18 protein-coding genes and 2 pseudogenes are annotated in these 23991 nt (G+C 71.2%); 8 read left to right on the plus strand and 12 right to left on the minus strand.

Annotated elements, in window-relative coordinates:
- Nucleotides 1-106 precede the first annotated feature (106 nt).
- Nucleotides 107-2161, minus strand: coding sequence for a serine/threonine-protein kinase (locus tag ACYVMZ_RS15425; RefSeq protein ID WP_461079799.1), 2055 nt, complete (start codon nucleotides 2159-2161; stop codon nucleotides 107-109).
- A 169-nt stretch (nucleotides 2162-2330) separates the two neighbouring features.
- On the opposite strand from ACYVMZ_RS15425, the gene ACYVMZ_RS15430 reads away from it, so the two are divergent.
- Nucleotides 2331-3392, plus strand: a complete 1062-nt coding sequence (locus ACYVMZ_RS15430) for a serine hydrolase domain-containing protein (protein ID WP_461079801.1) — start codon at nucleotides 2331-2333, stop codon at nucleotides 3390-3392.
- A 133-nt stretch (nucleotides 3393-3525) separates the two neighbouring features.
- On the opposite strand, the gene ACYVMZ_RS15435 is transcribed toward ACYVMZ_RS15430, so the two are convergent.
- The gene (locus ACYVMZ_RS15435; RefSeq protein WP_461079803.1) at nucleotides 3526-5232 is read right to left on the minus strand and encodes a glycerol-3-phosphate dehydrogenase/oxidase; all 1707 of its coding nucleotides are present in this window, start codon (nucleotides 5230-5232) and stop codon (nucleotides 3526-3528) included.
- Nucleotides 5233-5515: 283 nt separating this feature from the next.
- On the opposite strand from ACYVMZ_RS15435, the gene ACYVMZ_RS15440 reads away from it, so the two are divergent.
- Nucleotides 5516-6724 (plus strand): nucleotide sugar dehydrogenase, encoded by a 1209-nt coding sequence (locus ACYVMZ_RS15440; protein ID WP_461079805.1) that lies wholly within the window; start codon nucleotides 5516-5518, stop codon nucleotides 6722-6724.
- Nucleotides 6725-7317: 593 nt separating this feature from the next.
- Here ACYVMZ_RS15440 and ACYVMZ_RS15445 read toward each other — a convergent pair.
- The 4 genes from ACYVMZ_RS15445 to ACYVMZ_RS15460 form a co-directional block, all read right to left on the minus strand.
- Nucleotides 7318-8442, minus strand: a complete 1125-nt coding sequence (locus ACYVMZ_RS15445) for a GuaB3 family IMP dehydrogenase-related protein (protein ID WP_461079807.1) — start codon at nucleotides 8440-8442, stop codon at nucleotides 7318-7320.
- A gap of 147 nt (nucleotides 8443-8589) precedes the next feature.
- Nucleotides 8590-10098 (minus strand): IMP dehydrogenase, encoded by a 1509-nt coding sequence (gene guaB, locus ACYVMZ_RS15450; RefSeq protein ID WP_461079809.1) that lies wholly within the window; start codon nucleotides 10096-10098, stop codon nucleotides 8590-8592.
- Nucleotides 10099-10252: 154 nt separating this feature from the next.
- Nucleotides 10253-10840 carry a sigma-70 family RNA polymerase sigma factor gene (locus tag ACYVMZ_RS15455; protein ID WP_461079811.1) on the minus strand — a complete coding sequence of 196 codons (588 nt, stop codon included), beginning with the start codon at nucleotides 10838-10840 and terminating at the stop codon, nucleotides 10253-10255.
- Nucleotides 10841-11177: 337 nt separating this feature from the next.
- Entirely contained in the window at nucleotides 11178-11789 is a 612-nt protein-coding gene (locus ACYVMZ_RS15460; protein ID WP_003948568.1) for a response regulator transcription factor, read from the minus strand.
- Between the two features lie 380 nt (nucleotides 11790-12169).
- Between ACYVMZ_RS15460 and ACYVMZ_RS15465 the strand changes: the two genes are divergently transcribed.
- Complete coding sequence (locus ACYVMZ_RS15465; RefSeq protein ID WP_461079813.1) at nucleotides 12170-12499, plus strand: WhiB family transcriptional regulator; 330 nt, start codon at nucleotides 12170-12172, stop codon at nucleotides 12497-12499.
- A 66-nt stretch (nucleotides 12500-12565) separates the two neighbouring features.
- Here ACYVMZ_RS15465 and ACYVMZ_RS15470 read toward each other — a convergent pair whose 3' ends face one another.
- The gene (locus tag ACYVMZ_RS15470; RefSeq protein ID WP_461079815.1) at nucleotides 12566-13462 is read right to left on the minus strand and encodes a LysR family transcriptional regulator; all 897 of its coding nucleotides are present in this window, start codon (nucleotides 13460-13462) and stop codon (nucleotides 12566-12568) included.
- 94 nt (nucleotides 13463-13556) lie between these two features.
- On the opposite strand from ACYVMZ_RS15470, the pseudogene ACYVMZ_RS15475 reads away from it, so the two are divergent.
- The 4 genes and pseudogenes from ACYVMZ_RS15475 (at nucleotide 13557) to ACYVMZ_RS15490 (ending at nucleotide 18223) form a co-directional block, all read left to right on the plus strand.
- Nucleotides 13557-14226 (plus strand): annotated as a pseudogene (locus tag ACYVMZ_RS15475) (MOSC domain-containing protein).
- A gap of 612 nt (nucleotides 14227-14838) precedes the next feature.
- On the plus strand, nucleotides 14839-16449 hold the full coding sequence (locus ACYVMZ_RS15480; protein WP_461079817.1) for a multicopper oxidase family protein: 1611 nt from the start codon (nucleotides 14839-14841) through the stop codon (nucleotides 16447-16449).
- Between the two features lie 79 nt (nucleotides 16450-16528).
- The gene (locus ACYVMZ_RS15485; RefSeq protein WP_461079819.1) at nucleotides 16529-17302 is read left to right on the plus strand and encodes an SDR family NAD(P)-dependent oxidoreductase; all 774 of its coding nucleotides are present in this window, start codon (nucleotides 16529-16531) and stop codon (nucleotides 17300-17302) included.
- Between the two features lie 213 nt (nucleotides 17303-17515).
- A complete protein-coding gene (locus ACYVMZ_RS15490; RefSeq protein WP_461079821.1) occupies nucleotides 17516-18223 on the plus strand; it encodes an ester cyclase in 708 nt (235 codons plus the stop codon).
- 90 nt (nucleotides 18224-18313) lie between these two features.
- On the opposite strand, the gene groL is transcribed toward ACYVMZ_RS15490, so the two are convergent.
- The 4 genes from groL to ACYVMZ_RS15510 all read right to left on the minus strand — a co-directional run bounded on the left by groL (nucleotide 18314) and on the right by ACYVMZ_RS15510 (nucleotide 22377).
- On the minus strand, nucleotides 18314-19939 hold the full coding sequence (groL, locus tag ACYVMZ_RS15495; protein ID WP_461079823.1) for a chaperonin GroEL: 1626 nt from the start codon (nucleotides 19937-19939) through the stop codon (nucleotides 18314-18316).
- Between the two features lie 123 nt (nucleotides 19940-20062).
- The gene (gene groES / locus ACYVMZ_RS15500) at nucleotides 20063-20371 is read right to left on the minus strand and encodes a co-chaperone GroES (RefSeq protein WP_055493212.1); all 309 of its coding nucleotides are present in this window, start codon (nucleotides 20369-20371) and stop codon (nucleotides 20063-20065) included.
- Between the two features lie 339 nt (nucleotides 20372-20710).
- Entirely contained in the window at nucleotides 20711-21457 is a 747-nt protein-coding gene (locus ACYVMZ_RS15505) for a polysaccharide deacetylase family protein (RefSeq protein WP_461079826.1), read from the minus strand.
- Nucleotides 21454-22377: a polysaccharide deacetylase family protein gene (locus ACYVMZ_RS15510; protein ID WP_461079828.1), complete on the minus strand. Its 924-nt coding sequence runs from the start codon at nucleotides 22375-22377 to the stop codon at nucleotides 21454-21456. Before ACYVMZ_RS15510 ends, ACYVMZ_RS15505 begins: the two co-directional genes overlap by 4 nt.
- Nucleotides 22378-22496: 119 nt before the next feature.
- Here ACYVMZ_RS15510 and ACYVMZ_RS15515 point away from each other — a divergent pair, with 119 nt between their 5' ends.
- Nucleotides 22497-23666: a THUMP-like domain-containing protein gene (locus ACYVMZ_RS15515; protein WP_461080054.1), complete on the plus strand. Its 1170-nt coding sequence runs from the start codon at nucleotides 22497-22499 to the stop codon at nucleotides 23664-23666.
- A 40-nt stretch (nucleotides 23667-23706) separates the two neighbouring features.
- On the opposite strand, the pseudogene ACYVMZ_RS15520 reads toward ACYVMZ_RS15515, so the two are convergent.
- Nucleotides 23707-23930, minus strand: a pseudogene (locus ACYVMZ_RS15520) (RNA polymerase subunit sigma-24); the annotation flags it as partial.
- Nucleotides 23931-23991: the final 61 nt, after the last annotated feature.

Below are 23991 nucleotides of genomic sequence, written 5' to 3' on the forward strand. Positions count from 1 at the left end.
CCCGTTCCAGCTGCGTACGGTCCGCAAGCACTCACGATACGTGCCGGAGGCAACCCGCAGAGAGGGGACGCCAGATCTCACTCCCCAAACCCGGGACCGCTCATGCTCAGGACTTCGGTTCGAAGGTCTTCGTCAGCGTCCGCCATGTCTCCTTGCGCAGGTCACTTCCCCAATCGGCCGCTTTGGCCGTGTACATCAGCGCGTACCCGAGTTGGTCGTTGACGACGAACCCGCGGTCGATCGTCCGGTACTTGGTCCCGCTCTCCACGTAGGTGAACTCCCAGTCGGCCGTGTTCCAGCCGCGGTAGTCCACCGCTTCTATGCGGATCTTCTGGTACTGCGCGCGCCGCATGCCCCGCTCCTGGTTCTCCCAGTCCGCCACCGGGTCGCCCTTCGGCGTGGACGTCCAGGCGATGAGCAGCTTCTGCCCGTCGGGCCCGGTGAACCGGTCGCCCGCGGCGTCCGACGACCGGTACTTCCACCCCTTGGGCAGCCCGATCGAGTAGCCCTGGCTCCCCTGGTGCGTCGACTCCGCCGCGGTGCCGCCCCCGGAACCGTCCGCTCCCGCACCGGCACCGGCGCTCTGGCCCGTGTCGGCCGTCGGCGTGGTCCCCGATGTCGCCCCCGACTCGGCGGACTTGCTCGCCGAACCGTCCGGCCGGGTACCGCCGTTCTCGTCCTCTTTGGTGTCGGCACTGGCCGAGGCGCTGGCCACGGTCTTGCCGCCGCCCTTGGCGCCGCTGGCTCCGTTCGAGCCCTCGTCGTCGCCGAGCGCGAAGGCGAGGACCGTGCCGATCACGGCGAGCACCACCACGACGGCGATGACGATCAGCGTCCGCCGCGGCACCACGTCGGTGAGCGGCGCCCGGGGCACCGGCCGCGGCGGCAGGTCCGGCGGCGTCATGACGGGCCATCCCGAACTCCGCCCGCCCGACGCCCCGTTGCCCGCCTGCGCACCACTCCTCGCGGCCCCGCCCGAACCCGACGACGGTGTCGACGACGCGGGCGCACCCGCCACCCGGGGCTCGGCCGCCGCACCGCCGGTCGCGCCCGGGCCCGAAGCCGCCGTACCACTCCCGGACTTGCCCCGGGTCTCGGCCGCCGATCCGGCCGCCCCCGACCCGACGGCGGCCTTCCGCACGGTACGCAGCGCCCCGCGCAACCGCTCGGCCGCCTCCTCACCGCGCTTGCTCCCGGCGCCCGGCGAACCACCTTTGTCCGCCCGCTCGCCCGGCTGCGCCGGCAACGGCACGACCTTCGTCGCGTCCAGCGGCTCAGGCTCGTCCGCCCTGGGCTCGGGCGCGTGGATGACCGCGTTGAGCATCGCCCGCGCACCGGCGTCGTCGAGCCGCTTGGCGGGATCCTTGGTCAGCAGCCCGTAGATGACGTCCTTCAGCGGTCCCGCGTTCTTCGGCTCCTCCAGCGGCTCGGTCATCACCGCCGTGAGCGTCGCTATGGCGGACCCCTTGTCGTACGGCGGCACACCCTCCACCGCCGCGTACAGCAGCCCGCCGAGCGACCACAGGTCGGCCGCCGGCCCCGGCTTGTGCCCGCGCGCCCGCTCCGGGGAGATGTAGGAGGGCGCGCCGACCAGCATGCCGGTCGAGGTGATGGACGGGTCGCCCTCGACCTGGGCGATGCCGAAGTCGGTGAGCACGACCCGGCCGTCCTCGGCGATCAGCACGTTCGACGGCTTCACGTCCCGGTGCAGGATGCCCTCGCGGTGCGCGGACCGCAGCACGTCGAGGATCGCCAGGCCGACCTCCGCCGCGCGCTTCGGCTCCAGCAGGCCGTCCTCCCGGATGACCTCGGCGAGCGACTTGCCCTCGACGAGCTCCATCACGATCCAGGGCCGGTCGTCCTCCTGGACCACGTCGAACACCGTCACGGCGCTGTTGTTGCGGATCCGCGCGATCGCCTTGGCCTCGCGCAGCGTCCGTGTGATCAGCCGCCGCTTCTCCTCCTCGTCGATGTTCGACGGGAACCGCAGCTCCTTGACGGCGACCGTCCTGCCCAGGGTCTCGTCCTCGGCACGCCACACCGTACCCATGCCGCCTCGGCCGAGCACGTCTCCCAGCCGGTACCTCCCCGCGAGGAGACGCTCCCGGTTGTCCTGACGAGTCTCCTGACGAGATGTCCCCGCCCGCTCCGCCTCCGACATGCGTCCCCTCATACAACCCGCCCTGACAGAGCCTCCATTGTCTCTCACCCGACAAGTGCCCGACGCCCAGGGTGCCCCTGGCCGAACCGGCGGGCCCGTACACCCGGGGACCGGGTGAAGCGCGCGTTCCGCCGCCCTGCATGATGGGCCGCGACACGGGAGGAGCCAGATGCCGCCGCTTCGGACACTACTGGTCCTGTCTGTGTCCCTGGTCCTGTCTTTGTCCCTGGCCCTGCTCGGCCTGGCCCCGACCGCCTCGTCGGCGTCGGCGGCCCCTCCCACGGACACGATCCTGCCGCTGCTGGTCACCCGGGGCGGCGCGCCGGCCGCGGCGCTGCTGGCCCAGGAGGGAACCGGCACCCGCTATGCCCACGCGGGACCGGGAATCAGCCGGTCCGACCACTTCCGCGCCGGCAGCATCACCAAGACGTTCATCGCGACGGTCGTGCTGCAACTGGCCGCCGAGCACCGGCTGTCGCTGTCCGACACCGTGGAGCGGCATCTGCCGGGTCTGGTGCGGGGATCGGGCAACGACGGCCGCGCGCTCACCCTGCGTTCCCTGCTCACCCACACCAGCGGCCTGTACGACTTCACCGCGGACACCGACGGCACCGTCCCCGTGACACCCCTTCAGGCCGTACGCATCGCACTCACCCATCCCCCGGCCGACCGCGGCCGCTTCTCCTACTCGAACACCAACTACGTTCTGCTCGGCCTGGTCGTCGACCAGGTCACCGGCCACTCGTACGCCACCGAGGCCGAGCGCCGCATCATCGCTCCCCTGGGCCTGACCGGCACCTCCTTCCCTGGATCCCGCGCTTCTCTGCCCTCCCCGCACGGCCGCGCCTACGCCGCCGACGGAACCGACGTCACCGATCTCGACCCGCGGGTGGCCGGGGCCGCGGGCGAGATGGTGACCACCCTCGCCGACCTGGACCGCTTCTACGCGGCCCTGCTCGGCGGCGAGTTGCTGCCCCCGCGCTGGCTGCGCGAGATGCTCGACACCCGTGCCGCACGCGGCGCGTACGGCATGGGCCTGTTTCCCGAGAAACTGCCGTGCGGCACCACGGTGTGGGGGCACAACGGACACATCTCCGGCAGCTACGTGCGCGCCGCAGCCACGGTCGGCGGTCGGCGTGTCCTCACCTTCCGGGTGAACACGGACGCGATCGCGGATCCCGGCCTCGAACCCGCGATGCTCGCGGCCGAGTTCTGCCCTCGCACCTCGTAGAACGCCCGGGTTCCGAACGAAGATCCCGGTCCGGTACACCCGTTCGGGTGACGTTGAGCGGGTCTCGCCGTTCGTGGGCCTCCAGCGGCACGATGCGCTCGCGGACCTACAGCAGCACGATGCGCTCGCGGACCTACAACGGCACGATGTCCGGCGCGCCCAGCCTCGCCGCGTCGGCTGTCAGATCGTCGGGCTGGCGCTGGGACTCCCGCTCGGCCTCCACCCGCTTCTCGTAGTGCTCGACCTCGCGCTCGATCTGGTCCTTGTCCCAGCCGAGCACCGGTGCCATCAGCTCGGCGGCCTCGCGGGCGCTGCGCGTGCCCCGGTCGAACGTCTCGATCGAGATGCGGGTGCGCCGGGTCAGCACGTCGTCCAGGTGCCGCGCCCCCTCGTGCGAGGCGGCGTACACGATCTCGGCGCGCAGATAGTCGTCGGCGGCCTGCAGGGGCTCACCCAGCGAGGAGTCCGAGGCGATGAGCTGCAGAAGCTCCTCCGCCAGCGAGCCGTACCGGTTCAGCAGGTGCTCCACCCGCACCACGTGCAGGCCGGTCCGCGCGGCGATCCGCGCTCGCGCGTTCCACAGCGCCCGGTACCCCTCGGCGCCCAGCAGCGGAGTGTCCTCGGTGACGCAGTCGGCGACGCGCATGTCGAGTCCGTGCACCGCCTCGTCGACCGCGTCCTTGGCCATCACCCGGTATGTCGTGTACTTGCCGCCCGCCACGACGACGAGCCCGGGCACCGGGTGCGCCACGGTGTGCTCGCGCGACAGCTTGCTGGTGGCGTCCGACTCGCCGGCGAGCAGGGGCCTCAGTCCCGCGTACACGCCCTCGACGTCGTCCCTGGTCAGCGGCACGGCGAGCACCGAGTTCACATGGTCCAGCAGGTAGTCGATGTCCGCGCTGGACGCGGCCGGGTGCGCCTTGTCGAGGTCCCAGTCGGTGTCCGTGGTGCCGATGATCCAGTGCCGGCCCCAGGGTATGACGAACAGCACGGACTTCTCGGTGCGCAGGATCAGGCCGGTCGTGGAGTGGATGCGGTCCTTGGGGACGACCAGGTGGATGCCCTTGGAGGCGCGGACGTGGAACTGGCCCCGCTCGCCCACCATCGCCTGCGTGTCGTCCGTCCACACGCCCGTCGCGTTGACGACCTGCTTGGCCCGGATCTCGTACTCGCCGCCCCCCTCGACGTCCTGCACCCGGGCGCCGACGACACGCTCGCCCTCCCGCAGGAAACCGGTCACCCGCGCGCGGTTGGCGGCCTTCGCGCCGTACGCCACCGCCGTACGCACGAGCGTCGCCACGAACCGGGCGTCGTCCATCTGGGCGTCGTAGTACTGCAACGCTCCGACCAGGGCGTCCCTCTTCAGGCAGGGAGCCACGCGCAGGGCGCGTCGGCGGGTCAGGTGGCGATGCATGGGCAGGCCGCGACCATGTCCGCGGGCCATCGACATGGCGTCGTACAGGGCGACGCCCGAGCCGGCGTACAGGCGCTCCCAGCCCTTGTGCTGCAAGGGATACAGGAACGGCACCGGCTTCACCAGGTGCGGAGCGAGCCGCTCCAGCAGCAGGCCGCGTTCCTTCAGCGCCTCCCGTACGAGTGCGAAGTCGAGCATCTCCAGATAGCGCAGGCCGCCGTGGATCAGCTTGCTGGACCGGCTGGAGGTGCCCGACGCCCAGTCACGCGCCTCGACCAGGCCCGTGGACAGGCCCCGTGTCGCGGCGTCCAGCGCGGTGCCCGCACCGACCACGCCTGCGCCCACCACCAGCACGTCCAGCTCCCGCTCGGCCATCGATGCGAGTGACTCGGCGCGCTGCGCCGGCCCCAGTGTCGCTGTCCTCACCGCTGCCTCCCGCTCATCGGTCGCGTAGGCCGCACCCGTCGGGCGAAGCCCGGTTCGTATCCCCCATGCCCAAATTCTGACCGTGTTGCCCGACTTCAGCCACCACGGGCTCCCGGCCTGTGGACAACGCTCACGAAAACACTCGCCGAAACACCCGAAACTCAGACGACCAATCCCGCATAACGGTCATATTTACTCCTAGTCTGACATTGCGTTCGCTCGTCCTGTCCACCGGGCTTGCGCACCTGTCCCACTTCGGCTATCGGGAAGGACGGCCCACGCCATGCCCGCAGACCTCGCCGTCATCGGACTCGGCCCGTACGGCCTGCCCCTGGCCCAGGCCGCCGTCGCCGCCGGCATCCCCACGCTGGGCTACAAGACAGGCCCTGAGCCCGGTTCCCTCAGCCCCGCCGAACTGCGCCGGATGCTCTCGGGGGGCTTCCGGCAGGCCACCGACCCGGCCGAGCTCGGCCGGGTACGGACCGCCGTCATCTGCGCGCCGACCCCGCGGGGCGCGGACGGCGGACTCGACCTCGGCCAGGTGGAGGCCGCCGCCCGGACCCTGGCCGGACACCTGCGCCCGCACACGACGGTGATCCTGGAGTCGCCCGTGTACCCGGGCACGACGGAGGAAGTCCTCCGCTCCATCCTCGAAGACGGCTCAGGCCTGCGGGCCGGCCGCGATTTCCACCTGGCCTACTCCCCCAGCCGCGTCGACCCCGGCAACCGCGACTTCACCCCCGCCAACACCCCGAAGGTCATCGGCGGCCTCACCCCCGCCTGTACCGAGTCGGCCGCCGCCTTCTACGGACGGCTCACCGACAAGGTGGTACGCGCGCGTGGCCCGCGCGAGGCCGAGACGGTGCAGCTGCTGGAGACCAACTACCGGCATGTGAACATCGCGCTCGTCAACGAGATGGCCGTCCTCTGCCACGACCTGGGCGTCGACCTGTGGGACGTCATCCGCTGCGCGGAGACCAAGCCGTTCGGCTTCCAGGCCTTCCGCCCCGGCCCCGGCGTCGGCGGCCACTCCCTCCCCCAGGACCTGACCGCCCACACGGGCCGCACCCTGCGCATGGTGGAACTGGCCCAGCAGGTCAACAGCCGGATGCCCCGGTACGTCGTCCAGCGCGCCGCGGCCCTCCTCAACGAGCACGGCAAATCGGCACGCGGCGCGCGCGTGCTGCTGCTCGGCGTCACCTACAAGCCGGACCTCGCCGACCAGCAGGGCACACCCGCCCAGGAGATCGCGATCCGGCTGATGGAGCTCGGCGCCTCCGTCAGCTACCACGACCCGCACGTCCCCTCCTGGAGCGTCCTGGACCGCCCGGTCCCGCGCGCGGACTCCCTCTACGAGGCCGCCGCGGACGCCGATCTGACGATCCTGCTCCAGCAGCACCGCACGTACGACCTGCAGGGCCTGTCGGTGAAGGCGCAGCTGCTGCTGGACACGCGAGGAGCGACGCCCACGGGGGCCGCGCACCGGTTGTGAAGGGGGGCGCGTGGGGTGCGGACCTTCGGGGCTGGTGGCGTGGGGTACTCGGCGCCGGTACCGTAAGAGCCGGTTTACGGGTGTCCGCCCCTAGTCTCTATGGGGGCGGCCGCTCACCATCCCGAAATAGGTGGAGCCCACCCAGCGGGCACTGCGGCAGGCTCCTAGCCGCTGAGCGGAGTGTCCACCCCTAGTTTTGTAGGGGTGGCCGCTCACCGACCGTAGATCCGCAAGATCCACCTCCTCCGGCACTTCACCAGCCAAAGCCGGATCCGATCCCAGCGGGTGGGCTTGCGTGACGGCCCATGGGCGCGCCCCCTTCCGCGACGCCACCCATTGGCCCGGTAGGCAGCACGTCGGAGTTCGGGCCGGGCCCCGACGGCCGGGGTCCGGACCGTGTCCTTGGAAGGGGGCGCCCCGGAGAACCGGGTCGCCGATCACGGACACTAGCGCCTCACTACGCCCGTTCAGCCCACATTTGCCCCAAGCAACCACACGCCCCTCCCCCACAACGCGTCCCGCCCAAATCGCCCTGGGCACGCAAGAGGGCCGGTCACCCCACCCGGATGACCGGCCCTCTGCCTGCCGTAGGACTACCGCCGATGCTGCGAGTCCGCCACCGTCACCTCAACCCGCTGGAACTCCTTCAGCTCGCTGTAGCCGGTCGTGGCCATCGCACGCCGCAGGGCGCCGAAGAAGTTCATCGAGCCGTCGGGGGTGTGGGACGGGCCGGTGAGGATCTCCTCGATGGTGCCGACCGTGCCGAGGTCGACCTTCTTGCCGCGCGGCAGCTCCTCGTTGACGGCCTCCATGCCCCAGTGGTTGCCCTTACCCGGGCCGTCGGTCGCGCGCGCGAGCGGGGAGCCCATCATCACGGCGTCGGCGCCGCAGGCGATCGCCTTGGGCAGGTCGCCGGACCAGCCGACGCCGCCGTCCGCGATCACGTGCACGTACCGGCCGCCGGACTCGTCCATGTAGTCCCGGCGGGCCGCCGCCACGTCGGCGACCGCCGTCGCCATGGGCACCTGGATGCCGAGCACGTTGCGCGTGGTGTGCGCGGCGCCGCCGCCGAAGCCGACCAGCACCCCGGCCGCACCCGTGCGCATCAGGTGCAGGGCCGCGGTGTACGTGGCGCAGCCTCCGACGATCACCGGGACGTCGAGCTCGTAGATGAACTGCTTCAGGTTCAGCGGCTCGTGCGAGTGCGAGACGTGCTCCGCCGACACCGTCGTACCGCGGATGACGAAGATGTCCACGCCCGCGTCGACGACGGCCTTGGAGAACTGGGCGGTGCGCTGCGGGGAGAGCGCGGCGGCGGTGACCACGCCCGCGTCGCGCACCTCCTTGATGCGCGCGCCGATCAGCTCCTCCTTGATGGGAGCGGCGTAGATCTCCTGCAGGCGCCGGGTCGCCGTCTCGGCGGGCAGGTCGACGATCTCGTCGAGCAGCGGCTGCGGGTCCTCGTACCGCGTCCACAGGCCCTCGAGGTTCAGCACGCCCAGGCCGCCGAGCTCGCCGATGCGGATCGCGGTGGCCGGGGAGACGACCGAGTCCATGGGGGCGGCCAGGAACGGCAGCTCGAAGCGGTAGGCGTCGATCTGCCAGGCGATCGAGACCTCCTTCGGGTCCCGGGTACGGCGGCTGGGGACGACGGCGATGTCGTCGAAGGCGTACGCCCGGCGGCCGCGCTTGCCGCGCCCGATCTCGATCTCAGTCACGATGTGTGGCCTTTCCCTGATGCGTTTCAGCGCCTTCCAGTATCCCCGACGGGCGCGACACCGGCGGCGCCGGACGTACGACGAGGGCGGCCCCGGAGGATCCGGGGGCCGCCCTGGAGCGCTAAACGTGTCCTACGCGCGCGTGCGTCACCGCTTGGCGCTGTAGTTCGGTGCCTCGACCGTCATCTGGATGTCGTGCGGGTGGCTCTCCTTCAGGCCCGCCGAGGTGATCCGGACGAACCGGCCCCGGTCCTGGAGCTCGGGCACGGTCCTGCCGCCGACGTAGAACATCGACTGGCGCAGGCCGCCGACCAGCTGGTGGACGACCGAGGAGAGCGGGCCGCGGTAGGGCACCTGGCCCTCGATGCCCTCGGGGACCAGCTGCTCGTCGGAGGCGACGCCCTCCTGGAAGTAGCGGTCCTTGGAGAACGACCTGCGGTCACCGCGGGACTGCATGGCGCCGAGCGACCCCATGCCGCGGTACGACTTGAACTGCTTGCCGTTGATGAACATCAGCTCGCCCGGCGACTCCTCGCAGCCCGCGAGCAGCGAGCCCAGCATCACCGTGTCGGCGCCCGCGACGAGGGCCTTGGCGATGTCGCCGGAGTACTGCAGACCGCCGTCGCCGATCACCGGGACGCCGGCCGCCTTGGCGGCGAGGGCCGCCTCGTAGATCGCCGTGACCTGCGGGACGCCGACACCGGCGACCACGCGCGTGGTGCAGATGGAGCCCGGACCGACACCGACCTTGATGCCGTCGGCGCCCGCGTCGACGAGGGCCTGGGCGCCCTCGCGCGTGGCGACGTTGCCGCCGATGACGTCGACACCGGACGAGTTCGACTTGATCTTGGCGACCATCTCGCCGACCAGCCGGGAGTGGCCGTGCGCGGTGTCGACGACGATGAAGTCGGCGCCCGCCTCGATCAGGGCCTGGGCGCGCTCGAAGGCGTCACCGGCGACACCGACCGCGGCACCGACCAGCAGACGCCCCTCGGCGTCCTTGGCGGCGAGGGGGTACTTCTCGGCCTTCACGAAGTCCTTGACCGTGATCAGGCCCTTGAGGACGCCGTTGTCGTCGACCAGCGGAAGCTTCTCGATCTTGTGGCGGCGCAGCAGCTCCATGGCTTCCGGGCCGGAGATGCCGACCTTGCCGGTGACGAGCGGCATCGGCGTCATGACCTCGCGCACCTGACGCGTGCGGTCGGTCTCGAAGGCCATGTCCCGGTTGGTGACGATGCCGAGCAGCTTGCCGGCGCCGTCCGTGACGGGGACGCCGCTGATGCGGAACTTGCCGCACAGCGCGTCCGCCTCGGCGAGCGTGGCGTCGGGGTGGATCGTGATGGGGTCGGTGACCATGCCGGACTCGGACCGCTTCACCAGGTCGACCTGGTTGGCCTGGTCCTCGATGGACAGGTTGCGGTGCAGTACGCCGACGCCGCCCTGGCGGGCCATCGCGATCGCCATGCGCGACTCGGTGACCTTGTCCATGGCGGCGGACAGCAGCGGGATGTTCACCCGCACGTTCTTGGAGACGTACGAGGCGGTGTCGATCTCGTCGGGTGCCATGTCCGACGGGCCCGGCAGCAGCAGCACGTCGTCGTAGGTCAGCCCGAGTGTCGCGAATTTCTCGGGCACTCCGTCGACGTTGGCAGTCATGACACCTTCCCCAAATGGCCTTGATCGGTGCGGATGTCCATGCTAACGGGAAGCATGGGTCGCTCATTCCACGGTGCGGAGTGACTCCGGGCTTCGTGCGTTCGTACGGAAGCGCCGAGCCACCTGTTCATTTCAGGGCCGGGGACGAGGTCTTCTACTGCTCGGCCAGCGCCCGCAGCCTGCTCAGCGCCCGGTGCTGGGCCACCCGGACCGCTCCGGGTGACATTCCCAACATCCGGCCCGTCTCCTCGGCCGTGAGGCCCACCGCGATACGCAGCAGCAAAAGCTCCCGCTGGCTCTCGGGCAGGTTGGCCAGCAGTTTCTTGGCCCACTCGGCGTCGCTGCTCAGCAGGGCGCGCTCCTCCGGGCCGAGGGAGTCGTCCGGACGCTCGGGCATCTCGTCGGAGGGGACGGCCGTCGAGCCGGGGTGGCGCATCGCCGCACGCTGCAGGTCGGCGACCTTGTGCGCGGCGATGGCGAAGACGAACGCCTCGAAGGGGCGCCCGGTGTCCTTGTAGCGGGGCAGCGCGAGGAGCACGGCCACGCAGACCTCCTGGGCGAGGTCCTCGACGAAGTGCCGGGCGTCGCCCGGGAGCCGGGACAGGCGGGTGCGGCAGTAGCGCAGCGCCAGCGGGTGGACATGGGCGAGCAGGTCGTGCGTGGCCTGCTCGTCCCCGTCGACGGCGCGATGGACAAGCGCACCGATCGTCCCTTCCACAGGGACCGCCTCGTCGTCGCGCATCGGTCCATGGTGCCTTGCGGCCGTCCGGTCCGTGGCACCGCGTCCGTTGTTGTGCACCGAAGCGTTATGAGCAGGTGCGCCGGAACTCATCCCCTGCGCCCTCCCCTTCCGCTCGACCGACTCGTCCCCGAGAGACTCCACATCTCAAGGATGCGGCATCCGCGGCGAAACGAGCAGCGGGCACCGGACGGGCTGCTGTGCCGACCGTTCCCGACCGCGCCCCACCAGGGGCGCGGTCCGTATCGGCATGCGGCTCCGCCGCGTGGGCGCAACCAGCCACGGACCGCCCGCAGCCCACGGACTCCCCGCAGCTTTGCCCCGCGTCACCGGCGGAGCGTCAGCGCACCAGGCCCCACCGAAACCCGAGCGCCACGGCGTGGGCCCGGTCCGACGCGCCGAGCTTCTTGAACAGCCGACGGGCGTGCGTCTTGACGGTGTCCTCGGAGAGGAACAGCTCGCGGCCGATCTCGGCGTTCGAGCGGCCGTGGCTCATGCCCTCCAGGACCTGGATCTCACGCGCGGTGAGCGTGGGCGCGGCGCCCATCTCGGCCGAGCGCAGCCGGCGCGGGGCGAGCCGCCAGGTCGGGTCGGCCAGGGCCTGGGTCACCGTCGCGCGCAGTTCCGCGCGGGAGGCGTCCTTGTGCAGATAGCCGCGGGCACCGGCGGCCACCGCGAGTGCCACGCCGTCGAGATCCTCGGCGACCGTGAGCATGATGATGCGCGCGCCGGGGTCGGCGGACAGCAGTCGCCGGACGGTCTCGACGCCGCCCAGGCCGGGCATGCGCACGTCCATCAGAATCAGGTCCGAGCGGTCGGCGCCCCAGCGGCGGAGGACTTCCTCGCCGTTGGCAGCCGTCGTCACGCGCTCGACGCCGGGCACGGTCGCGACCGCGCGGCGGAGCGCCTCTCGGGCAAGCGGGGAGTCGTCGCAGACGAGGACGGAAGTCATGGCCGCCCTCCGCAGCTGATGCGCGTCACCTTGAGCCTCCAGGCTGGTACGAAATCGTCACCTGTGCGGTCGACCGTCTCGGACGCCCGCCCGAGCGCTTGTTCCTTCAACCGCCTCGCACTCTCAACGACGGTCACTCGAAAGAGTTACGGGGCTGTCTGCCATTTTCGGCACTCTACGTGAGGGGGCGGTGACGGTGCAGACATGCTCAACAGACCCTCGAACTTTCATCACAACCTATGCCCCATTTAGACCCTTTTCTTCCCCTTCGCTGGTGTCTGCGGCTAGATTCGCAATGAGTCATATTTTCATCTCCTTAGATCGTAGTTGTACGGTCGTGGACACCGGATCCGCCCAGAACGGCTACAAGGGGTCACGCAATGGCAGATTTCTCCCGCCTTCCCGGACCGAACGCGGACCTGTGGGACTGGCAGCTGCTGGCTGCCTGTCGCGGGGTGGACAGCTCGCTCTTCTTCCACCCGGAGGGCGAGCGCGGTGCGGCTCGGAGTGCTCGCGAGAACTCGGCCAAAGAGGTCTGCATGAGGTGCCCGGTGCGCGCCGAGTGCGCTGCCCACGCACTGGCGGTTCGCGAGCCGTACGGCGTGTGGGGCGGGCTGACCGAGGACGAGCGCGAAGAGCTTATGGGGCGGGCGCGCAACCGGCTGGTGTCGGCGTCGACACACAGTGGGCACGCCGCATCGAACACTTGAAGGAACGTTTCTGCACTAGGGGCACGCGTACGCGTGCCCTTGTTTTTTCACCGGGGGATTTCTCCGCTAGCGGGCAGCCGCCCGCGCCAACTGCTCCAGTGTCGCCGCCACGGCCGGCACCTGAGCGAGGTCGGGAAGCGTGAGCGCGACGATCTCCCGCCGCACCGCCGGCTCCAGCGTCACGGTGCGTACGCCCCGGGGCCGCACGGACTCGACGGCCAGCTGGGGCAGGACGGCCACCCCGAGGCCGGCGCCGACCAGGCCGACCACCGCCGGGTAGTCGTCGGTCGCGAAGTCGATGCGCGGAGTGAAACCGGCCGCCTCGCACACCTCCACCAACTGGCCGCGGCAGCGCGGGCAGCCCGCGATCCACGGCTCCCGCGCGAGCTCGCCGATGGCGAGGGACTCCGCGTGCGCGAGACGGTGGCGTTCGGGCACGAGCGCGACGAGCCGGTCCATCAGCAGTGGCCGTACGACGAGTTCGTCCCACTCCTGGGCACCCGCCGCTCCCTCGTACCCAAAGGCGAGCGCCACATCGCAGTCGCCCTCCCGCAGCAACTCGACTGACCTGGGCGGTTCGGCCTCCTCCAGAAAGACCCGGGTGCCGGGGTGCGCGTCGCGCAGGGCGGCGAGGGCCGTGGGGACGAGCGTGGAACTGCCGCTGGGGAAGGAGACGAGCCGTACCCGCCCCGCGCGCAGCCCCGCGATGGCGGCGACCTCCTCCTCGGCGGCGGTCAGTCCGGCGAGGATGCCGGCGGCGTGCCGCACCAGCGCCTCACCGGCCTGCGTCAGGCGCATCTCGCGTCCGCTGCGGATCAGCAGCGGGGTGCCGACGGACGCCTCCAGGGCCTTCATCTGCTGACTGACGGCGGGCTGGGTGCAGCCGAGTTCGCGCCCCGCCGCCGAGAAGGAGCCGGTGGTGGCCACGGCGCGCAGTACACGGAGATGACGGGCTTCGATCACCCTCAGAGGATAAGCGAGAGGATAAGCGAGCCTTTGGCACGGCAGTGAATAACGCGTCGACGCTTTGGGGGGGCTGTCTTCTACCGTGCCAGCCATGAAGCTTCTGTCTGTGAATCTGGGGCCGTGCTAAGGCCGTTCCGTACGCGGACGATCCGGAGGGCCTGACCGGCATCGACAAGCGGCCGGTGGCCGAGCCGGTGCGCGTGGCGGCACCCGGCCCCAAGGGCATCGGCGGAAGCGGGCTGGCCGGGGACGCGGTGTGCAAGAAGCAGCACCACGGCGGCGACGACCAGGCGGTGTACGCGATGGCACGCGAGGACCTCGACGAGTGGGAACGCGAGCTGGGGCGGCCACTGGCCAGCGGCGCCTTCGGCGAGAACCTCACGACGGAGGGCCTCGACGTGTCCGGCGCGCTGATCGGCGAGCGCTGGCGCATCGGGTCCGAGGTGGTGCTGGAGGTCACCTGCGGGCGGATTCCCTGCCGCACGTTCCAGGATCATCTGGGTGAGAAGGGGTGGGTGAAGCGGTTCACGGAGCGGGGGGCGCCGGGTGCGTATCGGCGGGTGATCGAGCCCGGTGAGATACGGGCGGGCGACCCGATGGAGATCGTGCACCGGCCGGACCACGACGTGACGGTCGCCCTGCAGTTCCGGGCGGTGACGACCGACCGGACGCTGCTGCCGCGGCTGCTCGCGGCGGGGGCGGCGTTGCATCCGGAGTCGCTGAAGGCGGCGCGGCAGTACGTGGAGAAGTACGCCGGCTGACGGTGGAAGGCGCGTGCGGGGCCGAGGCGGGCGGGGCGGGGCAGGTGCCGGGCAGGTGTCTGGCAGGCACGGGACGGACAGCCCCCGTGCCTGCGCCCGCCGGGGGCTGCCCCTCCGCCTCGTACCGCCGCCCAAGAGCGCCAGGCCACCTCGGACCGCCGGGGCCGCCGCCCGGACCGCCAAGCACCCTGGGACCGCCGGGGCCGCCGCCCCGGACCGCCCGGCCCACCCGACGGCCCCCGCCTGACTGCCCCGCCTGACGCCGTACCGACCTGGCCCTCTACCGGACCTGGGGTCGTATCCGAACTGACGCCGCACCAGACCTCGCCGCACCAGACCTGACGCCGCACCAGGCCCGACGCCACACCAGACCTCGCCGCACCAGACCTGACGCCACACCAGGCCCGACGCCGCACCAGGCCGATGCCACGTCATGCAGCCGCTCTCACGCGGCCAGCCCCGGACACCGAAGGCAGCGGTTCCGCCCGGACGCCGGGCGGACGCCAGGCGGCTCCTAGGGGGAAACCCCGGGCGGCAGGCGGGGGTTGGCTCGGGGGCGGGTCCGGGGTCGTCCCCGATGTCCGGGGGGCCGTGATCGACGACGCTCGAAGCATGTCTCGCCACACGTCTCGCAGCGGTCCGCAGGACGCGTCCGCCGACTCCTCCGGGGGCGGCCGACGCGCCGGGCGGCGCCGCGCGTTCCGCTGGAAGCGTCTGCTCATCGTGCTCGGGTCGGCGGTCACCGCCGTCGCCGTGGCCGTGGGCGCCCTCTTCACCTGGCTGTGGACCGATGCGAAGGTCAGCACGGTCGGCCGGGAGCGGTTCGACAACGCGCTTGCGATACCGCCCCTGGCCGAGTCGTCCGTGGACAAGGACGGCACACGCGTCTTCGACCTGCGCATGCAGGCGGGCGAGACGGAGTTCCGCGACGGGGTGAAGACTCCGACGTGGGGTTTCAACGGCTCCTACCTCGGTCCGACACTGCGCGCCAAACGCGGCGAGCAGGTCCGCGTGCGGATCAGGAACGGCCTGGACGAGGCATCCTCCGTGCACTGGCACGGCATGCACCTGCCGGCGCGGATGGACGGCGGCCCGCACCAGCCGATCGCCCCGGGCGCCACCTGGACCCCGCACTGGACGGTGGACCAGCCGGCCGCGACGCTCTGGTACCACCCGCACCCGCATGGCCGGACCGACCAGCACGTCCGGCGTGGACTGGCGGGCCTGTTCCTCGTCGACGACGAGCGCTCCGCCCGGCTCCCGCTGCCCGACAGGTACGGCGTCGACGACCTGCCCCTCGTCGTCCAGGACGTCCGCTTCGACGGTGCCCGGCTCGACGACGGCCGCGGAATGCTGCAGACCGTGGGCTTCCTCGGCGACCGGACCATGGTCAACGGCACCCTGCGCCCCTACCGCACGGTGCACGACGAGCTGATACGCCTGCGGCTGCTCAACGCCTCCACGGCACGCACGTACGCCTTCGGTTTCCCGGACGGGCGCGCCGTCTCGCTGATAGCGACGGACGGGGGCCTGCTGGAGCGGCCCGCGCCGATGCGGCGAGTGCAGCTGTCGCCGGGCGAGCGGGCGGAGATCGTCGTGCGGATGCGGGCGGGTGAGCGGGTGATGCTGCGCAGCTTCCCGCAGCGCAACTACGGGGACACCTGGCAGCGGCGGTTCGGCGGGGGCGACGACTCCTTCGACGTACTGGAGCTGCGGGCAGCCGGCCGGCTCCGTCCCTCTCCCGCACTTCCCGCGGCCCTGGCCCGGTCGGAGCTGCCTGTCGAGGCGGACGCGGTGCGCGGGCGGTTCTTCGACCTGAAGAGGTCCGGGATCAACGGACGGAAGATGGACATGGGGCGGGTCGACGAGACGGTCACGAGCGGTACGACGGAGATGTGGACGGTCCGCAACCGCAACGGCATGCCGCACAACTTCCATGTGCACGACGTGCAGTTCAGGGTGCTGGAGGTGAACGGGTCGGCTCCGCCGCCCGCCCTGCGCGGCCCGAAGGACACGGTGTTCGTGCCGAACGGTACGACGATGAGGCTGGCCCTGCGCTTCACCGGCCCGGCGGACCCGGACACCCCGTACATGTACCACTGTCATCTGCTGTATCACGAAGACGAGGGGATGATGGGCCAGTTCGTGGTGGTGGAGAAGGGCCGGCGGGCGGGTACGCCGTCGGCACACGCGGGCGGTGTTGACGGGCACGGGCAGCACTGAACCGGCCGGCGGCGGGCACGTCGCGCGAGGGCCGTCGCACTGAGCGGACGCGCACAGTCCGGGTAACTACCCTTGGGCCATGACAACGGCTCTGATTACGGGATCGACGGCAGGCATCGGGGCCGCGTTCGCGCGGCGACTGGCGGCTGACGGGCACAACCTGGTGCTGGTGGCCCGCGACACCCAGCGGCTTCGGGAGCAGGCGACCGAGCTGCACGACCGGCACGGCATCGAGGCGGAGGTGCTGACGGCCGACCTCGCGCAGGACAAGGGCATCGAGACGGTGGCCGCCCGGCTGGGCGACCGCAAGAACCCCGTCGACCTGCTGATCAACAACGCCGGCTTCGGCAACAAGGGCCGCTTTCTCGACGTACCGATGGCCGACGAGCTGAAGATGCTCAAGGTGCACTGCGAGGCGGTGCTGCGGCTGACGTCCGCGGCGGCGGAGGCGATGCGGAAGCGCGGGCGCGGCGGGGTCGTCAACGTCGCCTCGGTCGCGGCCTTCGTGCCGCGCGGGACGTACGGGGCGTCCAAGGCGTGGGTCGTGCAGTTCACGCAGGGCGCCGCGCGGGACCTGGCCGGCAGCGGAGTACGCCTGATGGCGCTGTGCCCCGGTTTCGTGCGCACGGAGTTCCACGAGCGGGCCGGCATGGGCACGGACAACATCCCGAGCTGGTTGTGGCTCGACGCGGACAAGCTGGTCGCGGCGGCCCTCAACGATCTGGCGCGGGGCAAGACGGTGTCCATCCCGGATCCGCGCTACAAGGCGCTGATGGGGGCGGTGAAGTTGGTGCCGAGGGGGATGCTGGGGGGAATCACGTCGAAGACCGGGCGTAAGTACGGGCCGCAGTAGCGCTGTCGTCGGGGCGGGGCTCCTCGTCACGGGCCGCGATCGGGGCGGGCCGGACGGGCACCGCGCAGGTGTGGGAATGCCGCGGGTCCTGCTCCCGGGCCCTCACCTGTCGGCGCAGGGCTTTGGGCCGCTGGGAGACGACAGGCGTCGGGGCGTTCCGCTTGGGAGAATGGTGCTGTTCCGACCGGATCCAGGGGGGCCGGAGGCGGTGTCATGACCTTCGTACAACTCATCGACTGCAAGACGAACCGGCTCGACGAGATGAACCGGCTGATGGACGAGTGGGTCGCACAGACCAAGGGAAAGCGGACGGCGACGCACGATGTAGTCGGCAAGGACCGGGACGATGCGTCGCACATCGTCGAGATCGTGGAGTTTCCGTCCTACGAGGAGGCGATGCGGAACTCCAACTTGCCGGAGACCAACCGGATCTTCCAGGAGATGGTCGCGCTCTGTGAGGACGAGCCCACGTTCACCAACCTGGACGTGGTGCGGGACGAGCAGCTGAACGCGGCCGGCGCGCGGCGGTTCTTCGAGGTGCTGGGGGGCAAGGAGGAGCTTCCGCCGCTCGACGATCTGATCGCGGAGGACTACCACGACCACGATCCCGCCAACGAGCAGGACACCCGCGGGCGGAACGGCCTCCGGGACGAGATGGAGATGTGGCGGAGGGGCTTCGATCTCTCCTTCCGTGTCGAGGACCAGATCGCCCAGGGCGACCGGGTGTGCACCCGGTGGAGCTGGGACGCCACCCACAAGGGCGAGTTCCTGGGGATCGCACCGACCGGGCGGAAGGTCACCGGGACCGGGATGACCATCTTCCGGTTCGGGACCGACGGGAAGATCGCCGAGGGGTGGTGGCAGTACGACCGGCTGGGGCTCATGCAGCAGCTGGGAGCGCTCGACGAGCTGGAGCGCTAGGCCCTGTCCAGTGCCTGGCTGTCCTAGTGCCTGGCAGGGGAAAGCCCCCGTCCCTGGCGGGGGGCGGGGGCTTCCTTGTAGGTGCGTGCCTCAGTGGGCGTGGCCGTGGCCGTGGCCCGCGGCGGCCGGCTCCTCTTCTTCCTTCTTCTCGACGACCAGGGTCTCGGTCGTCAGGAGGAGGGAGGCGATGGAGGCGGCGTTCTCCAGGGCGGAGCGGGTGACCTTGACCGGGTCGATGACGCCGGCCTTGATCAGGTCGCCGTACTCGCCGGTGGCGGCGTTGAAGCCCTGGCCCTTGTCGAGCTCGGCGACCTTGGAGGTGATGACGTAACCCTCGAGGCCGGCGTTCTCGGCGATCCAGCGCAGCGGCTCGACGACCGCGCGGCGGACGACCGCGACACCGGTGGCCTCGTCGCCGGTCTTGCCGAGGTTGCCCTCCAGGACCTTGGCGGCGTGGACGAGCGCGGAGCCACCACCGGAGACGATGCCCTCCTCGACCGCGGCGCGGGTCGCGGAGATGGCGTCCTCCAGACGGTGCTTGCGCTCCTTCAGCTCGACCTCGGTGGCGGCACCCACGCGGATCACGCACACGCCGCCGGCCAGCTTCGCGAGGCGCTCCTGGAGCTTCTCGCGGTCCCAGTCGGAGTCGGTGGCCTCGATCTCGGCCTTGATCTGGGCGACGCGGCCCTGCACGTCCTCGGACTTGCCGGCACCGTCGACGATCGTGGTGTCGTCCTTGGTGACGGTGACGCGGCGGGCGGTGCCGAGCACGTCCAGGCCGACCTGGTCGAGCTTGAGGCCGACTTCCTCGGAGATGACCGTGGCGCCGGTGAGGACCGCCATGTCCTGCAGCATCGCCTTGCGGCGGTCACCGAAGCCGGGGGCCTTGACGGCGACGGCGTTGAAGGTGCCGCGGATCTTGTTGACGACGAGGGTGGACAGGGCCTCGCCCTCGACGTCCTCGGCGATGATCAGCAGCGGCTTGGAGGAGTTCGCCTGGATGATCTTCTCCAGCAGCGGCAGCATGTCCGCGATGGCGGAGATCTTGCCCTGGTGGATGAGGATGTACGGGTCCTCCAGGACGGCCTCCATGCGCTCCTGGTCCGTCACGAAGTACGGCGACAGGTAGCCCTTGTCGAAGGCCATGCCCTCGGTGAAGTCCAGCTCCAGGCCGAAGGTGTTGGACTCCTCGACGGTGATGACACCGTCCTTGCCGACCTTGTCCATCGCCTCGGCGATGAGCTCACCGACCTGCTGGTCCTGGGCGGACAGCGCGGCGACGGCGGCGATGTCGGACTTCTCGTCGATCGGGCGGGCCGAGGCGAGCAGGTCCTCGGAGACCGCGGCGACGGCGGCGTCGATGCCCTTCTTCAGGGCGGCCGGGGAGGCACCGGCGGCGACGTTCTTCAGGCCCTCGCGGACCAGCGCCTGGGCCAGCACGGTCGCGGTGGTCGTACCGTCACCCGCGATGTCGTTGGTCTTGGTCGCCACCTCCTTGACCAGCTGGGCGCCGAGGTTCTCGTACGGGTCCTCGATCTCGACCTCACGGGCGATCGTGACACCGTCGTTGGTGATGGTGGGGGCGCCGAACTTCTTGTCGATGACGACGTTGCGGCCCTTGGGGCCGATCGTCACCTTGACCGTGTCGGCAAGCTTGTTGACGCCGCGCTCGAGGGCGCGACGGGCGTCCTCGTCGAACTTCAGGATCTTCGCCATGGCAGCGGGAGCCCTCTCGGAAATCTAGGTGAAAGAAACTGCGCCCCGGGCGCCCGGCTGATTAATGGTCGCGGGGGCCAGGGGCGCAGTGCAAAGCAGGTGCTTCGAGGTGAAGCGGGTGAATTACTTCTCGATGATCGCGAGCACGTCGCGAGCCGAGAGGACGAGGTACTCCTCGCCGTTGTACTTCACCTCGGTGCCGCCGTACTTGCTGTACAGCACGATGTCGCCGGTCTTCACGTCGAGCGGGAGGCGCTCGCCGTTCTCGAAGCGGCCCGGGCCCACGGCCAGGACGACGCCCTCCTGGGGCTTCTCCTTGGCGGTGTCCGGAATGACCAGGCCAGAGGCCGTGGTCTGCTCGGCGTCCAGCGGCTGGACCACGATGCGGTCCTCGAGCGGCTTGATGGCAACCTTGGAGCTGGCGGTCGTCACGATCCGACCTCCCCCTTCGGAGATCTCACGGGGTTAACTGTCTGAGGTGGCGACCAGGTCGATCCGTCGTCGCGGGTGCCGGACCTGCCCGTCGCGTTGTTGGCACTCTCCTAGGGGGAGTGCCAGAGCCGAGACTATGACCGCGGTTAGCACTCGGTCAAGCGGAGTGCCAATTGCCGGCGGCGCGTCGGCCGGGGGCTTCGGCGGATGTCCGTCTTCCCAGGCACTCGGCGTTGGTGTGGAGGCCTCTGGGGCTGCCTCCCCCAAACCCCCGCTTCGGCTTCAACGGCCTCGTCCTCGAGCGCCGGACGGGCCGACCACCGCCGACCGGCGCCGCCGTCAGAGGTAGTCCTCCAACCGCCCCACCCTCAGCCCCCGCCCCTCGATCTCCCGCAGCAGCAGCCGGGTCCGTTCCACCACGGGCAGGCCCGTCGTGCCGGCGTCCGGGTCGACGGCCACGATGTCGCCGGGGCGCAGGCGGTGCTCGCCACGGGTGTACGTCAGCCCGCCGTCGCCCCGCACGGCCGCCCGCCACAGCACGAGCGCCGTGATGCCGCAGTCGGCGGCGGCGCGGAGGGTGGTCGTGTCGTACGTGCCGTGGGGCGGGCGGAAGAGGTGGGGGCGGACACCGAAACGGGCGTGGAGTTTGTCCTGCTGGCCACAGATCTCGGCGCGCTGGCCGGCATAGGGCAGCCCGCGCAGGGCGGGGTGGTCGAGGGTGTGGTTCTGGATGCTCGCGCCGACCGCCCGCAGTCGCGCGAGGTGGCCGTACGCCGGTCCGACGACGCGGTCCGTGAGGAAGAGGCTGACCGGGAGGCGCCGTTCACGGATCAGGTCGGCGAAGCTCGGTTCCCGCTCGGCGTCGTCGTCGTACGTCAGGAAGACGACCCGGTCGCGGGTGGGGATGTGGTCCACGACCGGTGGGAGTCCGGAGGCGGGTGGGAGCCCGGAGACCGGTGGGAGTCCGGCGCGTGCCTGCTGGTGCGCCTCCGCCCGGGCCCGGGCGTCCGACCGCGGCGGCTCGGCGCAGCCGCCGAGCAGGGCGGCGAGGGCCAGGACCCCGACCGCCCAGCCGCGTGGCCTCACAGGTAGTCCTCCAAACGCCCCACCGCGTATCCCTCGGCCGTGACCTTGTTCAGGAAGAGGCGGACCATGTCGCGCATCGAGCCCTCCCAGTGGTCCGGGCCCCGGAAGTGGCTGAGGACGATGTCGCCGGGGCGCAGCTCGCGGTGCCACTCGCGGTACTCCCAGCGGTCGACGAAGACCTCCTCGTTCCACAGGGGCACGTACTTGATCCCGCAGGCCTTGGCCGCGCGCAGGGTGGCCCCGTTGTAGTTGCCGAAGGGCGGGCGGAACAGGACGGGGCGCTTGCCGTAGCGCTCCTCGATCACGTCCTGCATGCCGCAGATCTCGCGTTTCTGGCGGGCGTACGACAGTGCGGGCAGGTAGGGGTGGTGGAGGGTGTGGTTGTTCAGAACCGCTCCCCTGGCCTGCATCTTCTTGAAGTAGCCGTAGTCCTCCTTGATCAGGTAGCCGCTGAGGAAGGCGGTGTACGGGACGCGCAGCTCGCTCATCATGCGCAGGAACGCCGGGTCCTTCTCGGCGCCGTCGTCGATGGTGAGGAAGACGACCTTGTCCTTGGTGGGGACGGTGGTGAAGACCGGGGGAAGGTCCAGCTCCCGGTGGCCGTCGACCTCGAAGCCCTCGCGAGTGGTGATCCTCGGCTTCTTCACCGGGGGCGGCGGGGCCGTCAGCGGGACCTTCTTCAGGCCCCAGCGCCGCGCGGCGGCGGCCCGGGCGGCGTGGGCCGCGCGCAGCTTGCCGGCGTAGGAGTCGAGCGCGCGGGCCGGGGGTGCGTCGAGGGGCTGCTGCCCGGCGGCCGGCCGCGTCCCGGAACCGCCGTCCTGCCCGCAGCCCGAGGCGAGGGCGGCGAGGGCGAGCACGGTGAGGCCGATCCGCGCACCCCCGAATGCCCGACTTCTATCATTTTGTACGACTGCTCGCATGGAGCTGGATCCTCGCAGGGCGCCGCCCCGAACCCGGCCCGACACCGCGGCCGGAGGCAGACCATCCACCGACTGGCCCACACCTCCCTCCGGCCGACAATGGTCAGGTGAATGTTCCGGTGAACGACCTCGCTCCCCTCCTCACCCCCGAAGGCCGTGCCCTCCTCGACGAGGTGCGCGGTACCGACCCGGCGCGGGAGCTCGCCGTCGCCACCCGGCTGGGCCGCGAGCACCCCGCCGAGCTGGTGTCGGCGGCGCTCGGCCAGGCGCGGCTGCGGCAGCGGGCGGTGGCGAAGTTCGGGGCCGAGGACGCCGAGCGGATGTTCTTCACGCCGAACGGGGTCGAGCAGTCGACCCGGGCGAGCGTCGCCACGTATCGCGCCCGGCGCATGCAGGAGCTGGGCGTGACCTCGGTGGCCGACCTGTGCTGCGGGGTCGGCGGTGACGCGATCGCGCTGGCGCGCGCCGGGATCCGGGTGCTGGCGGTGGACCGGGACCCGCTGACGGCGGCGGTGGTCCGCGCGAACACCGACGCGCTGGGGCTCGCCGACCTGATCGAGGTGCGCCAGGCCGACGTCACGGAGGTGGACACGGCCGGCCACGACGCCGTCTTCGTCGACCCGGCCCGGCGGGGCGGGCGGGGCCGCGTCTTCGACCCCGAGGCGTACTCGCCGCCCCTGTCGTGGGCGATCGAGGCGGCGCGCAGGGCACCCCGGGTCGCCGCCCTGAAGATCGCGCCCGGCGTTCCGCACGAGGCGATCCCCTCCGACGCCGAGGCCGAGTGGATCTCCGACGGCGGGGACGTGAAGGAGGCGGTGCTGTGGTTCGGCACCGAGCCGGGGGCGGTGCGGGCCACCTTGCTGCCCGGGCCGCACACCCTGCCCTCCCAGGGCCTGCCCGACCCGGAGGTACGCCCCGTCGGGCGCTACCTGTACGAGCCCGACGGCGCCGTCATCCGCGCCCATCTGGTCGCCGAGGTCGCCCAGCGGCTCGACGGCGGACTGCTCGACGCGACCATCGCGTACGTCACCGCGGACGAGCTCCGGCCTACGCCGTTCGCCACCGCGTACGAGATCACCGACCAGCTCCCCTTCAACGCCAAGAAACTCAAGGCGCTGTTGCGGGAGCGGGAGGTCGGCACGCTGGTCGTGAAGAAGCGGGGGTCGGCGGTCGAACCGGAGGAACTGCGCCGGAAGGTGCTGCCCAAGCCGCAGGGGCCGCACTCCGCCACGGTGTTCCTGACGCGGGTCGCGGGGGCGCCGACCATGCTCGTCGGACGGCCCGTGTAGCCAGGCGGCCTGTGCGGGGAGGCGGCCGCTGCGGTCAGGAGGCCATCGAGACGGCCACCGCGCGGTCCAACTCGACGACGGCGAGGGGAATCGGGCCGCGAGCAGGCCGTACAGGAGGGCGATCCGCGCCGAGTCGGTCTCCTCGTACGCGTACGCGTGCGCGTGGCATGCGGCGATGGGGGCCTGGAGGGCGTACGGGTCCGGGGCGCCGGCCGTTGCCTCGGCGCGGGCGGGGGCGGCGACGCCGCGGGCGATGAGGTACCTCGGCCGCGGCGTTCGCGGTGCTGTTCGCCTCTCACGTCGGGGCCAATCATGGCTCCCGTCC

The organism is Streptomyces deserti, assembly GCF_054782695.1.

Bases quoted from the DNA above. Each gene is read 5' to 3' on its own strand.
- ACYVMZ_RS15425 (WP_461079799.1), bottom strand. From the start codon at position 2,161: ATGTCGGAGGCGGAGCGGGCGGGGACATCTCGTCAGGAGACTCGTCAG.
- ACYVMZ_RS15430 (WP_461079801.1), top strand. From the start codon at position 2,331: ATGCCGCCGCTTCGGACACTACTGGTCCTGTCTGTGTCCCTGGTCCTG.
- ACYVMZ_RS15440 (WP_461079805.1), top strand. From the start codon at position 5,516: ATGCCCGCAGACCTCGCCGTCATCGGACTCGGCCCGTACGGCCTGCCC.
- guaB (WP_461079809.1), bottom strand. From the start codon at position 10,098: ATGACTGCCAACGTCGACGGAGTGCCCGAGAAATTCGCGACACTCGGG.
- ACYVMZ_RS15455 (WP_461079811.1), bottom strand. From the start codon at position 10,840: ATGCGCGACGACGAGGCGGTCCCTGTGGAAGGGACGATCGGTGCGCTT.
- ACYVMZ_RS15460 (WP_003948568.1), bottom strand. From the start codon at position 11,789: ATGACTTCCGTCCTCGTCTGCGACGACTCCCCGCTTGCCCGAGAGGCG.
- ACYVMZ_RS15465 (WP_461079813.1), top strand. From the start codon at position 12,170: ATGGCAGATTTCTCCCGCCTTCCCGGACCGAACGCGGACCTGTGGGAC.
- ACYVMZ_RS15480 (WP_461079817.1), top strand. From the start codon at position 14,839: ATGTCTCGCCACACGTCTCGCAGCGGTCCGCAGGACGCGTCCGCCGAC.
- ACYVMZ_RS15485 (WP_461079819.1), top strand. From the start codon at position 16,529: ATGACAACGGCTCTGATTACGGGATCGACGGCAGGCATCGGGGCCGCG.
- ACYVMZ_RS15490 (WP_461079821.1), top strand. From the start codon at position 17,516: ATGACCTTCGTACAACTCATCGACTGCAAGACGAACCGGCTCGACGAG.
- groL (WP_461079823.1), bottom strand. From the start codon at position 19,939: ATGGCGAAGATCCTGAAGTTCGACGAGGACGCCCGTCGCGCCCTCGAG.
- ACYVMZ_RS15510 (WP_461079828.1), bottom strand. From the start codon at position 22,377: ATGCGAGCAGTCGTACAAAATGATAGAAGTCGGGCATTCGGGGGTGCG.